The organism is Rhizobium leguminosarum (genome assembly GCF_001679785.1).
Taxonomy (GTDB): Bacteria; Pseudomonadota; Alphaproteobacteria; order Rhizobiales; family Rhizobiaceae; genus Rhizobium; species Rhizobium leguminosarum_R.
Genome location: NZ_CP016286.1, coordinates 1,139,814 through 1,156,772, shown reverse-complemented (window position 1 = coordinate 1,156,772; position 16,959 = coordinate 1,139,814). Strand labels below are relative to the sequence as shown.

Genomic DNA, 16,959 nt, shown 5'->3' with positions numbered 1-16,959 from the left:
CTCAGGTCTCCTCGCTCGCGAAATCCTCGAGGAGGCCGGCGTCTGCGGCAACATCGAGGAAGGAGTACCGATTGCGCATCTCGCGCGAGTGAACAACCGCCTCCCGGTAAAAGTCGACGGGTACGCCTAGCTCCCGTGCTGTCGTCGGACCGCCTGCTGCTTTCAGCAACCGGGTCATTTCGTCGACCGGAACGACGAAGCTTTTCAATTCTTTCCGCAGCACCGGCCAGAGATCGACGATTTTTTCATTCAGCGCGCCGATTGCCTTGTCATCGAAAATTTTCGGCTGGATCTCGTCGAAACACTGCCCGGCAATGCTTGGTCCCATGCGCCGGACCATGCCATCGAAGCTGATCTTCGTTGCGTTCATTCTTGGGGCTGTCGCGCTGTCCAGATAGTGGCGCTGCAATCGGCCCATTGTCAGCACGCCGACACCCACCTGCTGCCCATGCAGCGTCCCGGGGTGCCTGTTCCCCGCAAAGCAGTCGATGTAATGCGAAATCTGGTGCTCGCCCATCGAGCCATGGTTGGACATGCCGGTGAAGGAGACGCCAAGGCCGCATTCGGTCAGCACCCGGTAGAGATAGCCATGGGCGCCAATATCACCGCTGCCGATCCCCGCGGCATTCCGGTTGAGCGCGATCTCGTCCTCGGCCTGAATGATATAGGGCGCATCGGAGTAGACGGTTCCAAACAGCCGGTGCGACAGCCACCAGTCCACTTGGGCGACGGAGCGCACCAAGCAGTCGGCGAATCCGGCAGCCGAGAGGTAGGTCGGCGCGGCCGCCGACACCGAGAGATCGACGAAAAACCCCGCCGGCGCGTGGGATGGCAGCGAGACTTTTAACCCGCTATCGAGGGTGATCGAGGCTGTGGTGGATGTATACCCGTTCATCGATGCCGCGGTGGCGAAGACACAATACCGGCGGCCATCAAGTCCCGTCACATATTTGACAAGGTCGTTGATCGTACCGGAACCGACCGCCACGACGCCTTCAGCACCTTTCAACTTTTCGGTCAGGAGCGCGATGGTTGCCATGTCGGCATGCGGATGATCGAGAAGGATCGACTTGACTGGGCCGAGCTTTTCCAGCGCGCGGGCAACCCGCGCACCCATCGCATCCCAAGTCGCCTTATCGGCAACGACGGTAAAGGTCTCGCCCAGGCTCAGGCTTGAAACAAGCTCCGCTTCTCGCCCTTCAAGGCTCTCGGCGATAACGATGGATTCATACGGCACGACAGCGCATTTTCCAGTCGCCGGGTTCGTCCACCGGCCTGCCACGATGTCATCGATAAGCGCGGTCCAGCCGCCCTTGGGAGCGCTTGTAGCGCCACCCCGGTTCTTTGCCGTTTCCATTCTGCAATCCGTTTTCTATGCGATGGATACAAGTGACAGCATGCGGTGACATTTGTCAACACATAAGACAACGCACGTTGACATTTGTCATGGGATGTCGTCAGATATGCCAGAACAAAAAATTCGAGGAATCATATGCTGGATGCGGGCGCGCCCCTGCCCATGGAATTCGACGACGCGGTCACATGGGCTGCATGGCTCTACTACGCCGATGAGATGACCCAGAGCGAAATTGCCAAGACGCTACGCGTATCGCGTGCGACCATCGTCAACTATCTTCAAGAGGCGCGCGACCGGGGTATCGTCTCGATCCGCATCAACACGAATGCGAGTGGGCGTACTCGGGTCGCACGGGGCCTGGTAGAGAAATTCGGCTTGGGTGGCGCGCTGGTGATCCCGCACGCCGAGGATCGCGACCTGGTTTCTCGCCTGGGCGATGCCGGTGCGCGCGTCCTCGCCGAGCAGATCGTGGCGGGTGACGTGATCGGTGTTGCATGGGGACGCACCGTCTTGTCGGTCGCGGACAAGATTTCGCTGCCAGAAGCTGTGCACGATCTCACGGTTGTCCAGGTCTCGGGAAGTTCGACCGGCGAACCGGATTTTTCACCTGAACTCTGCACGTCGCTGCTGTCGAGCAGGATCGGCGCGCGTTGCGTCAACCTTCTTGCGCCGGCGGTTCTTTCGACCAAGGAACTGCGAACGATGCTGCTCGACGAACCCGTCCTGAAGAAGCAGTTCGATCTGATCCACTCCACCAACCGTATCCTTTTTGGTGTCGGCGACGTCGGTGCGAAAAGCACGGTTAGGGCGTCAGGCATCGCAAGCCAGGCGGAAATCGACAAATATGTCGAGGATGGCGCGGTAGCAGTCATTATCGGCCGCTTCATCGATGCGCACGGCCGGGCTGTCGGCGGAGATCACGACGAGCGCATGGTGGGCATTGCGCTCGAGGAATTGAAGCAGACACCAAACAGGATCTGCGTGGCCGGCGGATCTGGAAAGATCGAAGCGATCACCGCAACGCTCGAGGGCGGCTATGCCACACATTTCGTCACAGACTTGGCTACGGGAGAGGCCTTGCTGGCGGCTTGACACGCAAGACCGGCGGCCGATGAGGGCGCCGGTTGCGGACAATAGAACAGACCGGATGCGGCGTGCCGCTCGATAGTCGGTCAGCGGAAGGAGGAGCCGCTTTGATGCACCGGAACGAACGCTATGTCATCGGCATCGATTCATCGACGCAATCGGTCAAGGCTATTGCCTGGACGCGCGAGGGCGAACCTCGATTCGAGGGGCGTGCGCCTCATACACTCTCAAACCCGGATGCCTATAGGTCCGAACAGGACCCCGATGAATGGTGGAGTGCGGCGACGATAGCCCTCAAGGCTGTAACGGATGTGATCGATCCCGACCGCATTGATGGCGTGGCGATCTCAAACCAGCGAGAAACCATGGCCTTGCTGGGAGCCGATCGACGTCCGCTTGCGCCCGCAACGATCTGGCTCGACCGTCGCGCCCGTGACATGATCACCGTTCTCTCTGACGAAATAGGCGCGGAGACACTGCATTCGATTTCCGGCAAGCCGGTAGATGTCATCCCTTGCATCTATCGTCTGCGCTGGTTGCGCGCCCACCAACCGGATCTCCTCGACAAAGCCGCCTATATCCTCTCCGTACACGACTACCTAGTCATGCGGCTGAGCGGGCAACCCCAGGCAACATGGACCAGCGCCGATCCGTTCGGCATTTTCGACATCGTCACCAAGACTTGGTCGCGCAAGCTCCTCGATCACCTGAAAATCAGCGAGGACAAGCTTCCACCGCTGAACCCACCTGCGTCCCGGATAGGCGTGATTTCGCAGGAGGCCGCAATTGCGACGGGCCTCGGAGCGGGAACACCGATTTACGCCGCCGGTGGGGACGGCCATTGTGCGGGCCTGGGAGTTGGCGCAATCGACCCGGGAACTGTCTATCTCAATCTCGGAACGGCCGTGGTTGGGGGAGTCTGGTCTGCCACTCCCGAACTCAGTTCCTATTGGCGAACGCTGGTGTCCCCGACCGGTCAAGGCTACATGCTGGAAAGCGTGCAGCGCAGCGGCGCCTTTTTCGTCAACTGGCTGCTCGATAATTTTGCCGGCGGACGGGCCGACCCCACTGTGTTCCAACGGCTCGAATCTGAAGCAATGCGGCTGCCGGTCGGCTCCCACGGGCTGACGGTCTGCCCTTATCTGGTGGGCTGCATGGATCCGCATTGGGATGGAAACGCACACGCGACCTTTACGGGTCTTGGACCTGACCACGGCATGGGGCATCTCTATCGCGCATCACTAGAGGCCATCACCCTGGAATTCACCCGCGCCCTTGAACAGATGCAGGCGAAGGGCCTGGCCACTCATCGCATCTTCGTGATCGGGGGTGGTGCCTCAAGTACGCTTTGGCGCAGTATGGTGGCGGACGCGACCGGCCTCCCCGTTCACCGAAGCCTGTCCAACGAGGCCTCCGCCCTTGGCGCTGGCATGTCGGCCGCCGTCGGAACCGGTTGGTTCAGGACTTTCCAGGATGCGGCCCGCGCCATGTCCAAAACAACAGAGGCGACAGCCCCCGACCTTGCCGCCCATCGCGATTGGTCCGGCCTATCCAAACGGCAAGCCCGCGTCTATCTCAACAACCGTGGAGAATTCTAAAAACCTTATTGGCATTGCCATGCGCGATCGGCTGGCAGCACTTGGATGGTGACACATTGGTGGCCGAGTGCCAGGGGCACAAGCATATCAGCTGGGCCTGAACTCGACATCCTAGCGTGCTGCGCCGCAACGATTGGAAAGGACACGACAATGCAACTCGCTGTAGGCGGCGATAGCGCAGGCGAAGGCTTGGCAAAGATCCTCGCCGATTGCCTCAAGGACCGCCACGAGGTACATGAAGTATCCCGCACTGATGCCAGTCCTGACGCCTTTTACGCCCATCTCGCCGACCGCGTCGGCTCGGCCGTGCTCAGGGGCGACGATGACCGCGCGATCCTCGTCTGCGGCACTGGAATCGGCGTCTGCATCGCCGCCAACAAGGTGTCCCGCATTCGCGCCGCATTGACCCATGACACTAATCCGCTGAACGCGCGGCGCTCTCCAACAATGCGCAGATCATCACCATGGGCTCGCGCGTTATCGGTCCGGAACCTGCAAAGTCGATAGCAGACGCCTTTCTTGGCCAGGCCTTCGACGAGAACGGCCGTTCTGACGAAAACGTCAAGGCAATTAACGAGGTCGATGTAAAATATGGTGCATCGTTTCGCTAATCCACATCGGTGTCCGATTGGAGAAAGCTGCGTCCGTCCTAGGCGCCTTTATTGGTCGCGAGACTCATGTTCCTGACCCGAACTCAAGCGTATTGCCCGAGTTCCGAGCTTTGCACCCGTGACGGCGTCTACTCCGATCGGCTCAATCTCTGCGCCTGACTCAAGATCGACATAGCGGGCGAGATCGCCGCCGCAGTGACGGTGCGCCCACGCCCCGATCATCATGAGTACCGGCAGGAAATCCCGACCTGCATCCGTGAGGACATACTCCTCGCGGGGAGGCCGTTCGGAATAGAGGCGCTTTTCCAGCAACCCGTCTTCCGTCAGCGCCCTTAGACGCTTTGTGAGCATGGTTGGCACGATACCTAGACTCTTCCTGAACTGGTCGAACCGGGTGAGGCCAGCATGTGCATCCCGCAAAACCAGAATACTCCACGCATCGCCTACAGAGTTGAGGCCACGGGCGACCGGGCACTGTGGAACTGAATAATTTTTCATTTAGTTTCTTTTCGATAGTGCCACGATATCGAAAAGATAGTAACCCAGGTTTAGACGATGATCCACCCATAATGAAAGCTGACAACATGATCGACAGAAACAAAAAGATTGCCCTGGTCACGGGTGCTTCCTCCGGTATTGGCCTTGTCACAGCGCAATCCCTTGCGCGGCGACAAACAAGGTGAGACTCGTATTGCCTCACCCAAGAGTGTTCCCGGAGAATAATGCCGTTGCCTCACTCGGATGTTCTCGAATGCCTCACGGGTTGTTACGATCTTGTCCCCGCACCTGGTGCAAGGTGACGGAGGTAGCGAAGCCGCTCGCGAGCGCGCCCTCAATAGCGCTGTAGCGAGCGGGCGGCTTCGCGGGCGTTCATCATGTTTTCCGCGGGTTGTCGAAGGCCAACCTGGCGGTAAGAGCCTCACTGCACGACCTCTACGTTTTGCGTCTGCCGCGCGGCATCGGCGAATGGCCCGAACACCAGCGCATTGGCCTGTGTACTGCGCCAGATCTTCATTCGACGCTGCACGGTCCGAATGAGGCCGTCGGGATACACGCCGGGGTATTTGACCTGCAAGCGTTCAAGCAACTCTCGCGAAGTTCGCCAAGGCTCCGCCTCGAACCAATCCTCGAGTTCGGCAGTGACGGCGAGTAGAGGATCGGGCCTCCGCCGCTCTCGCTTGGCCGCTGGCTTGGAGCGGGCAGTCGGTTTCACTTCACCACCACGCCAAGCAATCCGTAAGCCAGACAGAAAGTCTTCGAGCGGTAATGCCTCGCCGTCGGTGGCAGGCGGACCATCAGGCTTGTCAGCAATTTCGACCAATCTCTCTTGTGCCAGCCGTATGTCGCGGAGCAGCCGAACCGGATCGAGCGTCAGGTACATCGCCTTGAGCCGAAGGCATGTATCCTCCGGCGTGCGTGCGTCGTCAAGCAGCCGCTGATAAGGCGTGGCGGGACGATGATAGCGCTTGATCACCTTGGCTCCGTCACGGTGCTTTTCTTTCAGCTTGAATGATGGCTGAAAGAAATTCACGAACAACCGCATTGAGGAATAAAGCTTGGCCAGCTCCCGGGTGGCTCGCAGCCCCTCGAAGCGTCGGTATCCAACGATCTTGCGCACGATCGCGCCATTCTTCTGCTCGACAAATGCCTGGTCGTTCTTTCGGTAGGGGCGGCAACGGGTGAGTTCGATATTATCTCGCAAGCAATACTCATGAACGCTCTCGTTCATGAACACACTGTCGTTGTCGGTGTCGAAGCCCAGCAGCGGGAACGGCAGCAACTTGCGCAGTTCGGTCAACGCAGTGATCAGTACCGTTTGCTCGCGAACCAGCAGCGGCGCGCATTCCGTCCAGCCCGTGGCTATATCGGTCAACACCAGCGTTTGCGAGAAGGCACCTCTCGCGTACGGGCCGGAATGAGAAACGAGATCAGCCTCGACAAAGCCGGGTGCGGGGTCATCCCAATCCGAGAACGTTCGAACGGGAACACTACGCCGAATCGCCGTTGATCCTTTCCGGCGCCGCGGACCCGTGGCGCTCGCTTTAATCTCCTTGAGGACTCGATCAATCGTCGCTGGGCTCATCGTCAAGAGTTGCCGGCGCGTCTCGCTATTCATATCGCCATGTCCATGACGTTCCATCGCTTCGATCAGTGTTGGCAACAGGGGGTGTAGTCGCTTGCCGCAAATTCGATCCGACGCCTCCCAAACAACGACGAGCGCCGCCCGCACGTCATCGCCGTAAACCCGGCGCCCTGGCCGAGGACCACCCTTCGCCGGTTCGCGTTCTCCTCGCAGCAGTCGCATCGCATGCTTGCGATGAAAGCCCGTGAGCGCCACGAACTCGTCCAACATCCTCGCCTTCTCGGCCCGCCCGCCTAACACATAGCGACAACTGATCGCCGCCACCAATTCCACACGTGTCGCCATGCTTACCTTCCTCATCAAAGCTCCCGAGGTTGATTCGTCGGGAGCAATTTAGATGAGGCAATAACCCATTCTCAGGGAGCAGTTCAGGCGAGGCAATGCGGCGTCTCATCCTGATCGTCGCGCTATAATCCCTGGCGAAAGCCGGCTACTACGTGTTTGGGACGAGCCGCAAACAGGTTGCCAGCAAGCCTGGCATCGCCATGCTGATCTGCGACGTGACCGATGAAGGCTCGGTGCAGGCGCTCATCGCCGAGATTCTCCAGCAGGCAGGACGGATCGACCTCGTGGTCAATAACGCCGGGATCGGCCTTCTCGGGGGCGCGGAAGAATCTTCCATCGCCCAGGCCCAGCGCCTGTTCGACGTCAACGTTTTCGGGGTGGCGCGGGTCGTCAATGCCGTCCTTCCGGTGATGCGCAAGCAGAAGAGCGGCCGGATCGTCAATATGAGCTCAATCCTCGGGCTCATCCCATCTCCGTACAATGCGTTCTATGCTTCGACGAAGCACGCCATCGAAGGCTACTCGGAATCGCTCGATCATGAAGTGCGCAACTTCGGCATCCGTGTCGTGCTGGTGCAGCCCGGCGTAACTCGAACATCCTTCGAAGAGAACCTGACGCGAGCCGATCAACCTCTTCCGGTCTACGACGCGGAGCGCGCCCGAAGCGAAGCTCTCATGCGCAAATGGGTAGAAGCCGGCGATGCGCCGCAAGTCGTCGCAGACGTGGTTGTTACGGCCGCAACCGCGAAGAAGCCGAAGCTGCGCTATTCCGCAGGCAAGCAGTCGCGCCAGGTTCGCTCCCTCCGTCGTTTCATGCCGGAGTGGCTGGTCGACAGAATTCTGCACAAGATCAACGAGATACCTGCCTAAACTAGTTTCCGTCCATAAACGCTGGTTTTCTTGAGCTTGCAGCGCACTTGGGTTCCGCTTGGTGGCCGCTTTGAAGCCATGCGGTGTGGCTCATGGGTGCTAATTGCGGCGGCCAGGATTTCTGGTGGACATGCGCGCATTGGCAACTGCCGGCGTCACGCCGGTCCGGTTTTGGCTGGCGACATGGGATGTCAGGTCGGCCTGAGGCGGGCGAAGAGGGCGAGATTGTATGCGACCACCGAGGACCAGACATAAGCCTTGAAGTGGTCGAGCCCACGCCAGGTGCAGCGCCCCAAGCCGTAGGCGCGTTTGAGGCAGGAGATGCCGGCCTCGATGCCGGCGCGGAAGTTGCGCAGCTTGCGATAGACCCAGCGGCTCTTGACCATGTCTTCGATCCTGAGGCCGCACTTCTTGTGGAAGGCCATGTCGCAGATGCCCCAGGCTTTGGCTCGGCTCAAATTATCGCGGCTGGCATAGCCGCCGTCGGCCGCCGCCTGACGCGGCGCCTCGCCCCAGATGCCGATGTGGCGTTCCAGCATCGGCAGCAAGCGCTCGCTGTCGGCCGGGTTGCCGGTTTCGACGACGAGGTCGAGGATCAGCCCGCTTGTGCCGGTGGTCAAATTGATCTTATGGCCATACTCGACGTCGCGGCTGCCTTTGACGATGATGTCGGCATGCGGCTCGAACAAACTGACCAGCTTGTCGCCAGCCGGCACCGCCTCGCCGGCCAGGACCCGCCGCTCGGTCTGGGCGATGATCCGTTCGATCAGCGGCTTATAGTGGCGGAGTTGGGCCTGCCAGAGTTCGACCGCCGGGCCCGCCGCCAAGGGCAGTTGCGCCGCCGCCTGTTCGAGATAGCTCAAGGTGGTGCGCGTGATCCTGAGCAGCGCGCGATAGTGCTGAACTCGTTTCGGACGACCGCGGGTAAATTGGATCGCCCGGGATCGCTTCTTCGCCGCGCGGCAGTGATCGTGCCATGAGATGGCGCTGCCCAAGGAAGCCGCCTGCTGCAACAGCCGCACCATCACCCGCACGCAGTCCCACAAAAGACTACTGTCGCTCGGTTCGTGCATCAGCGCCGAAGTGACGGTGCTGTCGATGCGCACGACCTTGCCGCGTTCCACCTTGTCCTGCCGGGCGCTCGTCAACAGCACGCGATTGATCGCTTCAAAGGTCCCGGCCCGGATCGCGCTGATCGTCTTGTGCAAGACCGACTTCTTCGGGTTCCACCCCCACGGCAGCCGGGCAAAGGCCCGGAACGAGGCGGAATCTTCCAGATGAAAGGCCAACTCCTCATAACTCAACTGACGGTGTTGTTTGAGCAGGGCGCAACGCAGCACGGCCTCCGCCGGCAGGCCCTCGCGGCCGGTCTCCTTGACGCCGTGGCGGCGCAGGTCCTGCGCTACCAGCCCGAGCAGATCACGATGCTCATCCAGCCATTGCGACATGGCTTTCAGCTCGCGGCCGATCTCGTGTTCGGCGAAAAGATCGAATATATTGGCTTGGACGGTGCGTTCTTGGCGCATTGTCGGCTCCGGCGGTTGCGGGTTTGTCTTTAGAATCAATGGCTTGATCTAAAGTATACCTGAAACCGCCGGGCTTTGCCCGTCGCAATATCGCTATTCCTCCAATAATTTCAGTGGTTTACCGTTTGTGGACGGGCACTAAACTAAGCACCGCCAAGCGCATCGCTGTCCAAAAAAAAACACGTCAAGCAATCCGGTCGCTTCTCTTCCTTGCGCTGATCGGCGGCAGCCTTGGCGCGGTGGCGGCCCAGCAGTTGTTGCGGCACAAGACGAGAAAGGAACCGTTCCGGTCAATCCTGGCGGCGATCCTGATCCTGCATGGCGCATTGATTGCTGTGCTGGCCTTCGTGCCGCAATGGAGCTTTCTGCTTCCTGAAGACTTTTGAAGCATCAGAATTCCTGCCCATATCCACCTTGGCCATCCGAAACGAGCTGTTTCGTCAGCCCGACGGAGGGTACGTCGCGATCGAGCTTCGGATTGTAGGCGACCGAGAGCCAATGGATGCTGTAGCCGTGCTTCCGGAAGAAGCCGATCGCCTCACTGTTGCTGGAATGGGTCTGCATCGCCGCCTTCTCGAAGCCCTGATCGGCGATTTCCTTTTCGATGCGGACGAGAAGGGCCGAACCGAGGCCCTGGCGGGTGAATGCGGGATCGATCCAGAAATCCGAGATGGTTTCGTCCAATCCCTCGCGCGCCGCCCAGCCTGCGACCTGGCCGTTCTGCTCGACGACGGTGACGGTCAGCCAGTCGTTTTCCACGAAGTTCCGGAAGGCGTTGCGCGCTGCATCGATCATCACGTCCGATTCGCCGATCGACGCCATCGCCTTTTGCCAGGCCCTCAGCCCGATCTCGCTTAATAGCTCCGCTTCACCGTCGCGGGCATTGCGAATGTGGATCAACGACACCTCCGCGTTATCCCTCAACTAGACCATTGAGTCGCGGATTTTACCAGTAGCTCCAACGGGATGATCGACAGAAACCGCGGTTTTCGACTGGTTTTTGAGAGGCAAGTACGCTCTTGACCGAATTTTCCGGGCTGAATAATAGGTCTTATCGAGGTGTTTTATGTTGAGCCTGCCTGAGACCCGGTAAAGGCCCTGCCCGCAAGTTTTCTTGCGCGCATGGGCACGAAAAAACGAAACCCTGACGTTCGAATGAGCGCCAGATCGTTTTTGTGCGCCCTGACGGGCGCGATACTGGATCTCAACACATGGACATTTCTCGCACGGAGCAGCGCATCCTGCATCTCATGGCCCAAGGCGGCCGCATTGAAATTACCCGCGACGACGACAGGAAGATCGAAGCGGTCAGTTGCTTCACTCGCGACGGCTGGCTCTATCCCGGCATCGACCTCGATCTCTTCCGCAGGCTGAAGCGACTGAAGGCAATCATGTCCTCAGGCGGCCACCCCTACCGGATCACCGAAAGAGGGCTGAGATTGGTCAGGTCGCAGCTGAACAACAGGTAATAGTGGCACCCCCGATCGCGGGCGCGATCGGGGGTATCGCCTCATGCCTTTGCAGAGAGTTCCGTCCGCATCACCGACCACTCGACGGCCATCGTGCCTGTGCCGCGCCTCTTGCCGGCGCGGCGATACCAGTAGTCGGCGTTCCAGTCATCGCCCTCGATGCGATGGCAAAACGCGTGCCCCCAGTCGAACGGCTGTTCGCCTTCGTGGCGCTGGCAGATGTCGTGGACCGCCTGCCAATCCGCGCCCATGGTGAAACCGCCGGCAGAGAGGCGATCGAATGCCTCGATCAATCGCACAAGATCATTGCCGGCCATAAAACCTTCTCCTGGTCCCGGCTATCAATCAGTCAACCAAGCGGCAAAGCCGACGGCGCCGACCGTTTCGTGGTCGGCAGCTGCCATCTTTCGGATCGTTGGATCCGTTACCACCACTTGGCCGGCGTAAACCGGCCGGCTGCCTGCTCGATGACGTGAGCAGTCTTGAAGAGGGTTTCCTCGTCGAAGGGCTTGCCGATCAGCTGCAGGCCGAGGGGCAGTCCCTTATGGTCGAGGCCGGCCGGCACGGCGATGCCGGGCAGGCCCGCCATGTTGACCGTCACCGTGAAGATGTCGTTGAGATACATCTTCACCGGATCGGCGGCGAGGTTCTCGTCGGCAACGCCAAAGGCGGACGACGGCGTTGCCGGCGTCAGGATGGCATCGACGCCGGCGTCGAAGGCGAGTTCGAAATCGCGCTTGATCAGCGTGCGCACCTTCTGGGCGCGGATATAATAGGCATCGTAATAACCGGCCGACAGCACATAGGTGCCGATCATGATGCGGCGCTTGACTTCCTTGCCGAAGCCTGCGGCACGCGTCTTCTCGTACATGTCGACGATATCCTTGCCGTCGACGCGCAGGCCGTAGCGCACGCCGTCGTAACGCGCGAGGTTCGAGGATGCCTCGGCGGGAGCGACGATGTAATAGGCCGGAAGGGCGTATTTGGTGTGCGGCAGCGAGATGTCGACGATTTCGGCGCCGGCATCCTTCAACCAGGCGATGCCCTGGCGCCAGAGGGTCTCGATCTCATCCGGCATGCCGTCGACACGGTATTCGTTCGGAATGCCGATCTTCATGCCTTTCAGCGATTGGCCGAGAGCTGCTTCGTAATCCGGCACCGGCAGATCCACCGATGTCGTGTCCTTTGCGTCGACGCTTGCCATCGACTTCAAAAGGATCGCGGCATCGCGTACGTCGCGGGCGATCGGACCTGCCTGGTCGAGCGAAGAGGCGAAGGCGACGGTGCCCCAGCGCGAGCAGCGGCCATAGGTCGGCTTGATGCCGACGGTGCCGGTGAAGGCAGCCGGCTGGCGGATCGAGCCGCCGGTATCGGTCGCGGTCGCGCCGGCGCAAAGATGCGCGGCGACGGCTGCGGCCGAACCGCCCGACGAACCGCCGGGCACGAGCTGCTGGTTGGAGCCCGCGGCACGCCAGGGATTGATCACCGCGCCGTAATGCGAGGTCTCGTTGGACGAGCCCATGGCGAACTCGTCCATGTTCAGCTTGCCGAGCATGACGGCGCCGTCATCCCAGAGGTTCTGCGTCACCGTCGATTCATAACGCGGCTCGAAACCATCGAGAATGTGGCTGCAAGCCTGGGTGTGAACGCCGACCGTGGCGAAGAGATCCTTGATGCCGAGCGGAATGCCTTCGAGTTCGCCTGCCTTGCCGGCGGCGATGCGCGCGTCGGAGTTCTTCGCCATGACACGGGCGAGATCCGGCGTGATCTTGATGTAGGCGTTAAGCCGGCCGTTGGCCGCATCGATCGCCGAGATATAGGCTTCGGTCAGTTCGATCGCAGTGATTTCCTTGGCGCGCAGCTTCTGGCGGGCTTCGGCAATGGTCAGGCTGGTGAGTTCGCTCATCGTGTTTTCGCTTCAGATCTGGAATGGCAACAGGGTCGGAAAGAGGCTTCGAAGCCTTATTCGACGACTTTCGGCACCAGGAAAAAATTGTGGTCGGTGACGGGCGCATTGGCGACGATATCGGCTGCCTTGCTGCCGTCGGTCACCTCATCGGTCCGCTTCTTCATCGCCGTCGGGGTCACCGACGTCATCGCCTCGACGCCGTCGACATTCACTTCGGAGAGTTGCTCGACGAAGCCAAGGATGCCGTTCAGCTCGCCGACCATGCGATTTGCCTCGTCCTCGGAGACGGCAATACGGGCAAGGCGGGCGACGCGCTTCACGGTGGCAAGATCGACGGACATGGCATTCTCCGGATAGGATTTTTCCTACCCGCTATAAAGGCCATGTCCGCCGTGTGCAACGGGGTTTCGTCAGATCGACAGGCTCTCGGAAGGCCTGATCGCCTTCACATCCGTCTTCGATCCCTCCATGCCGGTAACGAATTTTTCCGCCGTCTGGTCGATGATCGGGAAGGTGCCGTAATGGCAGGGGATAGCGGTCTTGAAGTTGAAATAGCGCCGGCAGGCAAGTGCTGCCACAGCGCCGCCCATGGTGAAGCGGTCGCCGACCGGCACGAAGCCGATATCAGGCTGGTGCAATTCGTTGATCAGCGCCATGTCGGAGAAGATGTCGGTATCGCCCATGGCAAGGATCGAGGCTTCGTCGTCGAAATGCAGCATCAAGCCATTGGCGTTGCCGAGTGCATGCGAGACGCCATCCTCGGTAATCTGCGCGGAGGAGTGCAGCGCATTGGTGAAGGTTGCCGAGAAACTGCCGAGGGCGATCGTGCCGCCAGTATTGCCCATCTCGATCTTGTCGACGCCCTTAGAGCCGAGCCAGGCGGCGAGATCGGCATTGGCGAGAACGACGGCGCCGGTTTCCTTGGCGAGTGCCACGGTATCGCCGACATGATCGCCATGGCCATGCGTCAGCAGGATATGGGTGATGCCGGCAGACACATCCTTGATATCCTGGCCGGAAAAGGAGGCGTTATAGCTGAGGAATGGATCGAGCAGGATCTTCGCCTTTGATGTCTCGATGCGGAAGGCGGAGTGGCCGAGCCAGGTGATCTTCATGAAATGTCTCCTTTATTACGTGATGCAAAGCCGGTTTCGATGCCACATCAAAGAATGAGAGCATGATATCGTCGGAAAACCGCTCACACTTTTCGGCGTCATGCCCTAAGGACATATCTTATGCGGCCGCAAAGAAAAGCGGCGGCGACTTCAATTTGTTTTGACGGGATGAAACGGCGATGACGGTGCTGACGATCGAGGAAATGGCCGAGACGCTTGCCCCGCGACAGGCGATTGCCGGCCTCGATCTCGGCACGAAGACGATCGGGCTTTCGATGTCCGATCTCGGCCGGCGTTTCGCCACGCCGCGCACCGTGATCCGCCGCGTCAAGTTCACCATCGATGCCCAGGCGCTGCTGGATTTCGCACAATCGGAAAAGGTCGCAGGCTTCATCATCGGCCTGCCGATGAACATGGATGGATCGGCGGGTCCGCGCGTGCAGGCGACGCGCGCCTTCGTGCGCAACATGGAGCAGAAGACGCCACTGCCCTTCGTCTATTGGGACGAGCGGCTTTCGACGGTTGCCGCCGAACGGACACTGCTCGAAATGGACGTCTCCCGCGCCAAGCGGGCCGAACGGATCGATTCGGCCGCGGCGAGCTTCATCCTTCAGGGCGCGCTTGACAGGCTTTCCTTGCTGGCAAGGTCTGATGGAGACGAATTCAGCGCCTGACGCGCCTTCCACCAGGCGATGATCGACTTGCGCTTCCGGAAGGCCAGGATGGCGAAGACGACGAGGCTGTCGACCGCGATCGCGCGGGCAACCAGCGGCGGGATGGTCTCCGGCGGAATGCCGAGCGCCTTGCCGTAAAGCTCGAAGGTCAGGTCATGGACCTGCCGGCTCAGCATGAAGATGCCGAAACTCATGTCGTAATAGGAGAGCCAGTACCATCCGCCCAGAAAGACGATGGGGCCGGCCCAGAAGATCAGAAACCACTTCATGCGGCCTCTCCTCCATGCTTACGCGCGACAGGCAGATCAAGAGAGACCAACCAGGTCGACAAAGCCATGATACAAAGCACCAGCGTCGGAGTTGCTATATCCAGCGCCAGGACTGCGAAAAACATCATCGCCGCCACCAAAAACACTGCCTTGGCGATCTTAGTTCCCATGGTCGTCAACTCGGGTCTTCTACTCATACAATCTCTGCTGAGACCACACTGTCGGGTTAACCAGCCCCACGCAACGTAAACCATTTGTTAAGGTTAATGCTACGCCCGCCCCCTGTGGATGAGCAGAAATCAGCCGTAGACGCCGCGCACGATGCGCTTCAGCGCCGTCGCGGCCTTCTCCCAGTCCTTGGGCGTTTTCAGCGACAGGCCGGCGCACTGCCCGCCGGCTGCGGCGGCGAGCACAAGGTGCTGGATCGCGGCGATGACGACGGCGTTGACGGCTGCCGCATCCACGCCCTTCGGCGGCGCCAACGAGCCGCGCATGCGCTCGAGCCAGAGCGCGAGCGCTTTCGAACGCGCCTCGGACAAGCGCCTCACCTGCTCGGTGTTTTCCGATATCTCCCAGGCAAGGATGCGGCGCATGAGCGGATCGTTTCTCAAGGCGTCGAGGAGGAGAAGCGACAGCCGCTCCATCAGGTCGCCATAGGTGAGCAGGAACATGCCGCCGGCGTCTTCCGGAATGCGATCCTTCACCCATGTGCCGAGATCGGCGCCGATCGCCTCGACCAGGCCGTCGAGGCCGCCATAGTAACGATAGATCAGTTGCTTGTCGCAACCGGCGCGGCGCGCGACCGCGTTGATGCCGAAATTCTGGAATCCTTCCTCGGCGAGCAGCCCCTTGGCGGCGGCAAGGATGGCGCGCTCGGTGGCGCCGCGATCACGCACGCGCCGTTCCGGCCCCTCGCCGGTCCCGGGTGAATTTTCCAGATTTACGGCTTCATTCAGCATGATCGACCCTTCCCCACTGTCACCAATCGGTGAGTAGCGGGGAGGCTGCATGCAATCAATCCTATCCCTTTGGGAAGATTGTGGATATTTCAGCTGGACCGTTGATTGTCCGCCGAACGGATATGGAAGGCTGCACGTTGGACGGATCGGATCCGCTCAGAAATCTCGTCCTGGCGGTTGATCGTGATGGACGAACCCGGCATAGCTACATTATGAACAAATCTAACAATCTCCGCTAAGGCCCTGCAATGGTGAACTATATCGAAGCCTCTACTGCGCCCCCGAAGAATACAGGCGCCATCCGGCTTTATGACGCGCAAGCATTCGAGGGCATGCGCAGGGCATGCCAGCTGACCGCACGCTGCCTCGATGCGCTTGCCGACATCGTCAAGCCCGGCCTGCTGACCGATGAGATCGACAGGTTCGTCTTCGATTTCGGCATGGATCACGGCGCCTATCCGGCGACGCTGAACTATCGCGGTTATACCAAATCGACCTGCACCTCGATCAACCACGTCGTCTGCCATGGCATTCCGAACGACAAGCCGCTGCGCGACGGCGATATCGTCAATATCGACGTCACCTTCGTGCTCGACGGCTGGCACGGCGATTCGAGCCGGATGTATCCCGTCGGCACCATCAAGCGCTCCGCCGAGCGGCTGCTCGAAGTCACCTATGAATCGCTGATGCGCGGCATTGCCGCCGTCAGGCCCGGCGCCCGCACCGGCGCGATCGGCGAGGCGATCCAGACCTATGCCGAAGCCGAGCGCTGTTCGGTGGTGCGCGATTTCTGCGGCCATGGCGTTGGCCGGCTGTTCCACGATTCGCCGAATATCCTGCATTACGGCCGCGCCAACGAGGGGCCGGAGCTGCGCGAAGGCATGATCTTCACCATCGAGCCGATGATCAACCTCGGCCGGCCGCATGTGAAGGTGCTGGCCGACGGCTGGACGGCGGTCACCCGCGACCGCTCGCTGTCGGCGCAGTACGAACATACCGTCGGCGTCACCTCCGATGGCTGCGAGATTTTCACGCTGTCGCCGGGCGGGCTCGACCGCCCCGGTCTGCCGTCACACAACGGGTGACGAT

18 protein-coding genes and 2 pseudogenes are annotated in these 16,959 nt (G+C 60.4%); 8 read left to right on the top strand and 12 right to left on the bottom strand.

Going from position 1 to position 16,959, the window contains the following annotated elements:
- Position 1: 1 nt before the first annotated feature.
- Entirely contained in the window at positions 2-1,357 is a 1,356-nt protein-coding gene (locus BA011_RS05900) for a sn-glycerol-1-phosphate dehydrogenase (RefSeq protein WP_065279753.1), read from the bottom strand.
- A 135-nt stretch (positions 1,358-1,492) separates the two neighbouring features.
- On the opposite strand from BA011_RS05900, the gene BA011_RS05895 reads away from it, so the two are divergent.
- From BA011_RS05895 to BA011_RS05885, 3 genes and pseudogenes are all read left to right on the top strand, one after another.
- Positions 1,493-2,449, top strand: coding sequence for a sugar-binding transcriptional regulator (locus BA011_RS05895; protein WP_065279752.1), 957 nt, complete (start codon positions 1,493-1,495; stop codon positions 2,447-2,449).
- Positions 2,450-2,553: 104 nt separating this feature from the next.
- A complete protein-coding gene (locus BA011_RS05890) occupies positions 2,554-4,041 on the top strand; it encodes a xylulokinase (protein ID WP_065279751.1) in 1,488 nt (495 codons plus the stop codon).
- Positions 4,042-4,191: 150 nt separating this feature from the next.
- Positions 4,192-4,652 (top strand): annotated as a pseudogene (locus BA011_RS05885) (RpiB/LacA/LacB family sugar-phosphate isomerase).
- A 48-nt stretch (positions 4,653-4,700) separates the two neighbouring features.
- Here BA011_RS05885 and BA011_RS05880 read toward each other — a convergent pair.
- Positions 4,701-5,150 (bottom strand): winged helix-turn-helix transcriptional regulator, encoded by a 450-nt coding sequence (locus BA011_RS05880; protein WP_065279750.1) that lies wholly within the window; start codon positions 5,148-5,150, stop codon positions 4,701-4,703.
- A 421-nt stretch (positions 5,151-5,571) separates the two neighbouring features.
- Positions 5,572-7,095 carry an ISNCY family transposase gene (locus BA011_RS05875; RefSeq protein WP_065279116.1) on the bottom strand — a complete coding sequence of 508 codons (1,524 nt, stop codon included), beginning with the start codon at positions 7,093-7,095 and terminating at the stop codon, positions 5,572-5,574.
- A 113-nt stretch (positions 7,096-7,208) separates the two neighbouring features.
- Between BA011_RS05875 and BA011_RS05870 the strand changes: the two are divergent.
- Positions 7,209-7,949 (top strand): annotated as a pseudogene (locus BA011_RS05870) (oxidoreductase); the annotation flags it as partial.
- A 191-nt stretch (positions 7,950-8,140) separates the two neighbouring features.
- On the opposite strand, the gene BA011_RS05865 reads toward BA011_RS05870, so the two are convergent.
- On the bottom strand, positions 8,141-9,475 hold the full coding sequence (locus tag BA011_RS05865; protein WP_065279157.1) for an ISNCY family transposase: 1,335 nt from the start codon (positions 9,473-9,475) through the stop codon (positions 8,141-8,143).
- 113 nt (positions 9,476-9,588) lie between these two features.
- Between BA011_RS05865 and BA011_RS05860 the strand changes: the two genes are divergently transcribed.
- Entirely contained in the window at positions 9,589-9,861 is a 273-nt protein-coding gene (locus BA011_RS05860) for a DUF1294 domain-containing protein (protein WP_237352587.1), read from the top strand.
- A 4-nt stretch (positions 9,862-9,865) separates the two neighbouring features.
- Here BA011_RS05860 and BA011_RS05855 read toward each other — a convergent pair whose 3' ends face one another.
- Entirely contained in the window at positions 9,866-10,375 is a 510-nt protein-coding gene (locus tag BA011_RS05855) for a GNAT family N-acetyltransferase (protein WP_065279748.1), read from the bottom strand.
- Positions 10,376-10,686: 311 nt separating this feature from the next.
- Between BA011_RS05855 and BA011_RS05850 the strand changes: the two genes are divergently transcribed.
- Positions 10,687-10,944, top strand: a complete 258-nt coding sequence (locus BA011_RS05850; protein WP_065279747.1) for a YjhX family toxin — start codon at positions 10,687-10,689, stop codon at positions 10,942-10,944.
- A 41-nt stretch (positions 10,945-10,985) separates the two neighbouring features.
- On the opposite strand, the gene BA011_RS05845 is transcribed toward BA011_RS05850, so the two are convergent.
- The 4 genes from BA011_RS05845 to BA011_RS05830 all read right to left on the bottom strand — a co-directional run bounded on the left by BA011_RS05845 (position 10,986) and on the right by BA011_RS05830 (position 13,968).
- Entirely contained in the window at positions 10,986-11,261 is a 276-nt protein-coding gene (locus BA011_RS05845) for a hypothetical protein (protein WP_065279746.1), read from the bottom strand.
- A gap of 107 nt (positions 11,262-11,368) precedes the next feature.
- Entirely contained in the window at positions 11,369-12,850 is a 1,482-nt protein-coding gene (gatA, locus tag BA011_RS05840) for an Asp-tRNA(Asn)/Glu-tRNA(Gln) amidotransferase subunit GatA (protein WP_065279745.1), read from the bottom strand.
- 56 nt (positions 12,851-12,906) lie between these two features.
- On the bottom strand, positions 12,907-13,194 hold the full coding sequence (gene gatC / locus BA011_RS05835; RefSeq protein ID WP_003539052.1) for an Asp-tRNA(Asn)/Glu-tRNA(Gln) amidotransferase subunit GatC: 288 nt from the start codon (positions 13,192-13,194) through the stop codon (positions 12,907-12,909).
- 69 nt (positions 13,195-13,263) lie between these two features.
- On the bottom strand, positions 13,264-13,968 hold the full coding sequence (locus BA011_RS05830; protein WP_065279744.1) for a metal-dependent hydrolase: 705 nt from the start codon (positions 13,966-13,968) through the stop codon (positions 13,264-13,266).
- 179 nt (positions 13,969-14,147) lie between these two features.
- Here BA011_RS05830 and ruvX point away from each other — a divergent pair, with 179 nt between their 5' ends.
- A complete protein-coding gene (gene ruvX, locus BA011_RS05825; protein WP_065279743.1) occupies positions 14,148-14,642 on the top strand; it encodes a Holliday junction resolvase RuvX in 495 nt (164 codons plus the stop codon).
- On the opposite strand, the gene BA011_RS05820 is transcribed toward ruvX, so the two are convergent.
- From BA011_RS05820 to BA011_RS05810, 3 genes are all read right to left on the bottom strand, one after another.
- Positions 14,579-14,911, bottom strand: a complete 333-nt coding sequence (locus tag BA011_RS05820) for a DUF6105 family protein (protein ID WP_017991219.1) — start codon at positions 14,909-14,911, stop codon at positions 14,579-14,581. The genes ruvX and BA011_RS05820 overlap by 64 nt on opposite strands.
- Positions 14,908-15,090, bottom strand: coding sequence for a hypothetical protein (locus BA011_RS05815; RefSeq protein ID WP_131709012.1), 183 nt, complete (start codon positions 15,088-15,090; stop codon positions 14,908-14,910). The genes BA011_RS05820 and BA011_RS05815 overlap by 4 nt, the downstream gene beginning before the upstream one ends.
- A 120-nt stretch (positions 15,091-15,210) precedes the next feature.
- Complete coding sequence (locus tag BA011_RS05810) at positions 15,211-15,870, bottom strand: TetR/AcrR family transcriptional regulator (RefSeq protein ID WP_065279742.1); 660 nt, start codon at positions 15,868-15,870, stop codon at positions 15,211-15,213.
- A 248-nt stretch (positions 15,871-16,118) separates the two neighbouring features.
- On the opposite strand from BA011_RS05810, the gene map reads away from it, so the two are divergent.
- Positions 16,119-16,955 (top strand): type I methionyl aminopeptidase, encoded by an 837-nt coding sequence (gene map, locus BA011_RS05805; RefSeq protein WP_017960220.1) that lies wholly within the window; start codon positions 16,119-16,121, stop codon positions 16,953-16,955.
- Positions 16,956-16,959: the final 4 nt, after the last annotated feature.

What these genes read in the sequence shown, in the direction of transcription:
- BA011_RS05900 (WP_065279753.1), bottom strand. Translation starts at nt 1,357, where the DNA reads ATGGAAACGGCAAAGAACCGGGGTGGCGCTACAAGCGCTCCCAAGGGC.
- BA011_RS05895 (WP_065279752.1), top strand. Translation starts at nt 1,493, where the DNA reads ATGCTGGATGCGGGCGCGCCCCTGCCCATGGAATTCGACGACGCGGTC.
- BA011_RS05890 (WP_065279751.1), top strand. Translation starts at nt 2,554, where the DNA reads ATGCACCGGAACGAACGCTATGTCATCGGCATCGATTCATCGACGCAA.
- BA011_RS05880 (WP_065279750.1), bottom strand. Translation starts at nt 5,150, where the DNA reads ATGAAAAATTATTCAGTTCCACAGTGCCCGGTCGCCCGTGGCCTCAAC.
- BA011_RS05875 (WP_065279116.1), bottom strand. Translation starts at nt 7,095, where the DNA reads ATGAGGAAGGTAAGCATGGCGACACGTGTGGAATTGGTGGCGGCGATC.
- BA011_RS05865 (WP_065279157.1), bottom strand. Translation starts at nt 9,475, where the DNA reads ATGCGCCAAGAACGCACCGTCCAAGCCAATATATTCGATCTTTTCGCC.
- BA011_RS05850 (WP_065279747.1), top strand. Translation starts at nt 10,687, where the DNA reads ATGGACATTTCTCGCACGGAGCAGCGCATCCTGCATCTCATGGCCCAA.
- BA011_RS05845 (WP_065279746.1), bottom strand. Translation starts at nt 11,261, where the DNA reads ATGGCCGGCAATGATCTTGTGCGATTGATCGAGGCATTCGATCGCCTC.
- gatA (WP_065279745.1), bottom strand. Translation starts at nt 12,850, where the DNA reads ATGAGCGAACTCACCAGCCTGACCATTGCCGAAGCCCGCCAGAAGCTG.
- gatC (WP_003539052.1), bottom strand. Translation starts at nt 13,194, where the DNA reads ATGTCCGTCGATCTTGCCACCGTGAAGCGCGTCGCCCGCCTTGCCCGT.
- BA011_RS05830 (WP_065279744.1), bottom strand. Translation starts at nt 13,968, where the DNA reads ATGAAGATCACCTGGCTCGGCCACTCCGCCTTCCGCATCGAGACATCA.
- ruvX (WP_065279743.1), top strand. Translation starts at nt 14,148, where the DNA reads ATGACGGTGCTGACGATCGAGGAAATGGCCGAGACGCTTGCCCCGCGA.
- BA011_RS05820 (WP_017991219.1), bottom strand. Translation starts at nt 14,911, where the DNA reads ATGAAGTGGTTTCTGATCTTCTGGGCCGGCCCCATCGTCTTTCTGGGC.
- BA011_RS05810 (WP_065279742.1), bottom strand. Translation starts at nt 15,870, where the DNA reads ATGCTGAATGAAGCCGTAAATCTGGAAAATTCACCCGGGACCGGCGAG.
- map (WP_017960220.1), top strand. Translation starts at nt 16,119, where the DNA reads ATGGTGAACTATATCGAAGCCTCTACTGCGCCCCCGAAGAATACAGGC.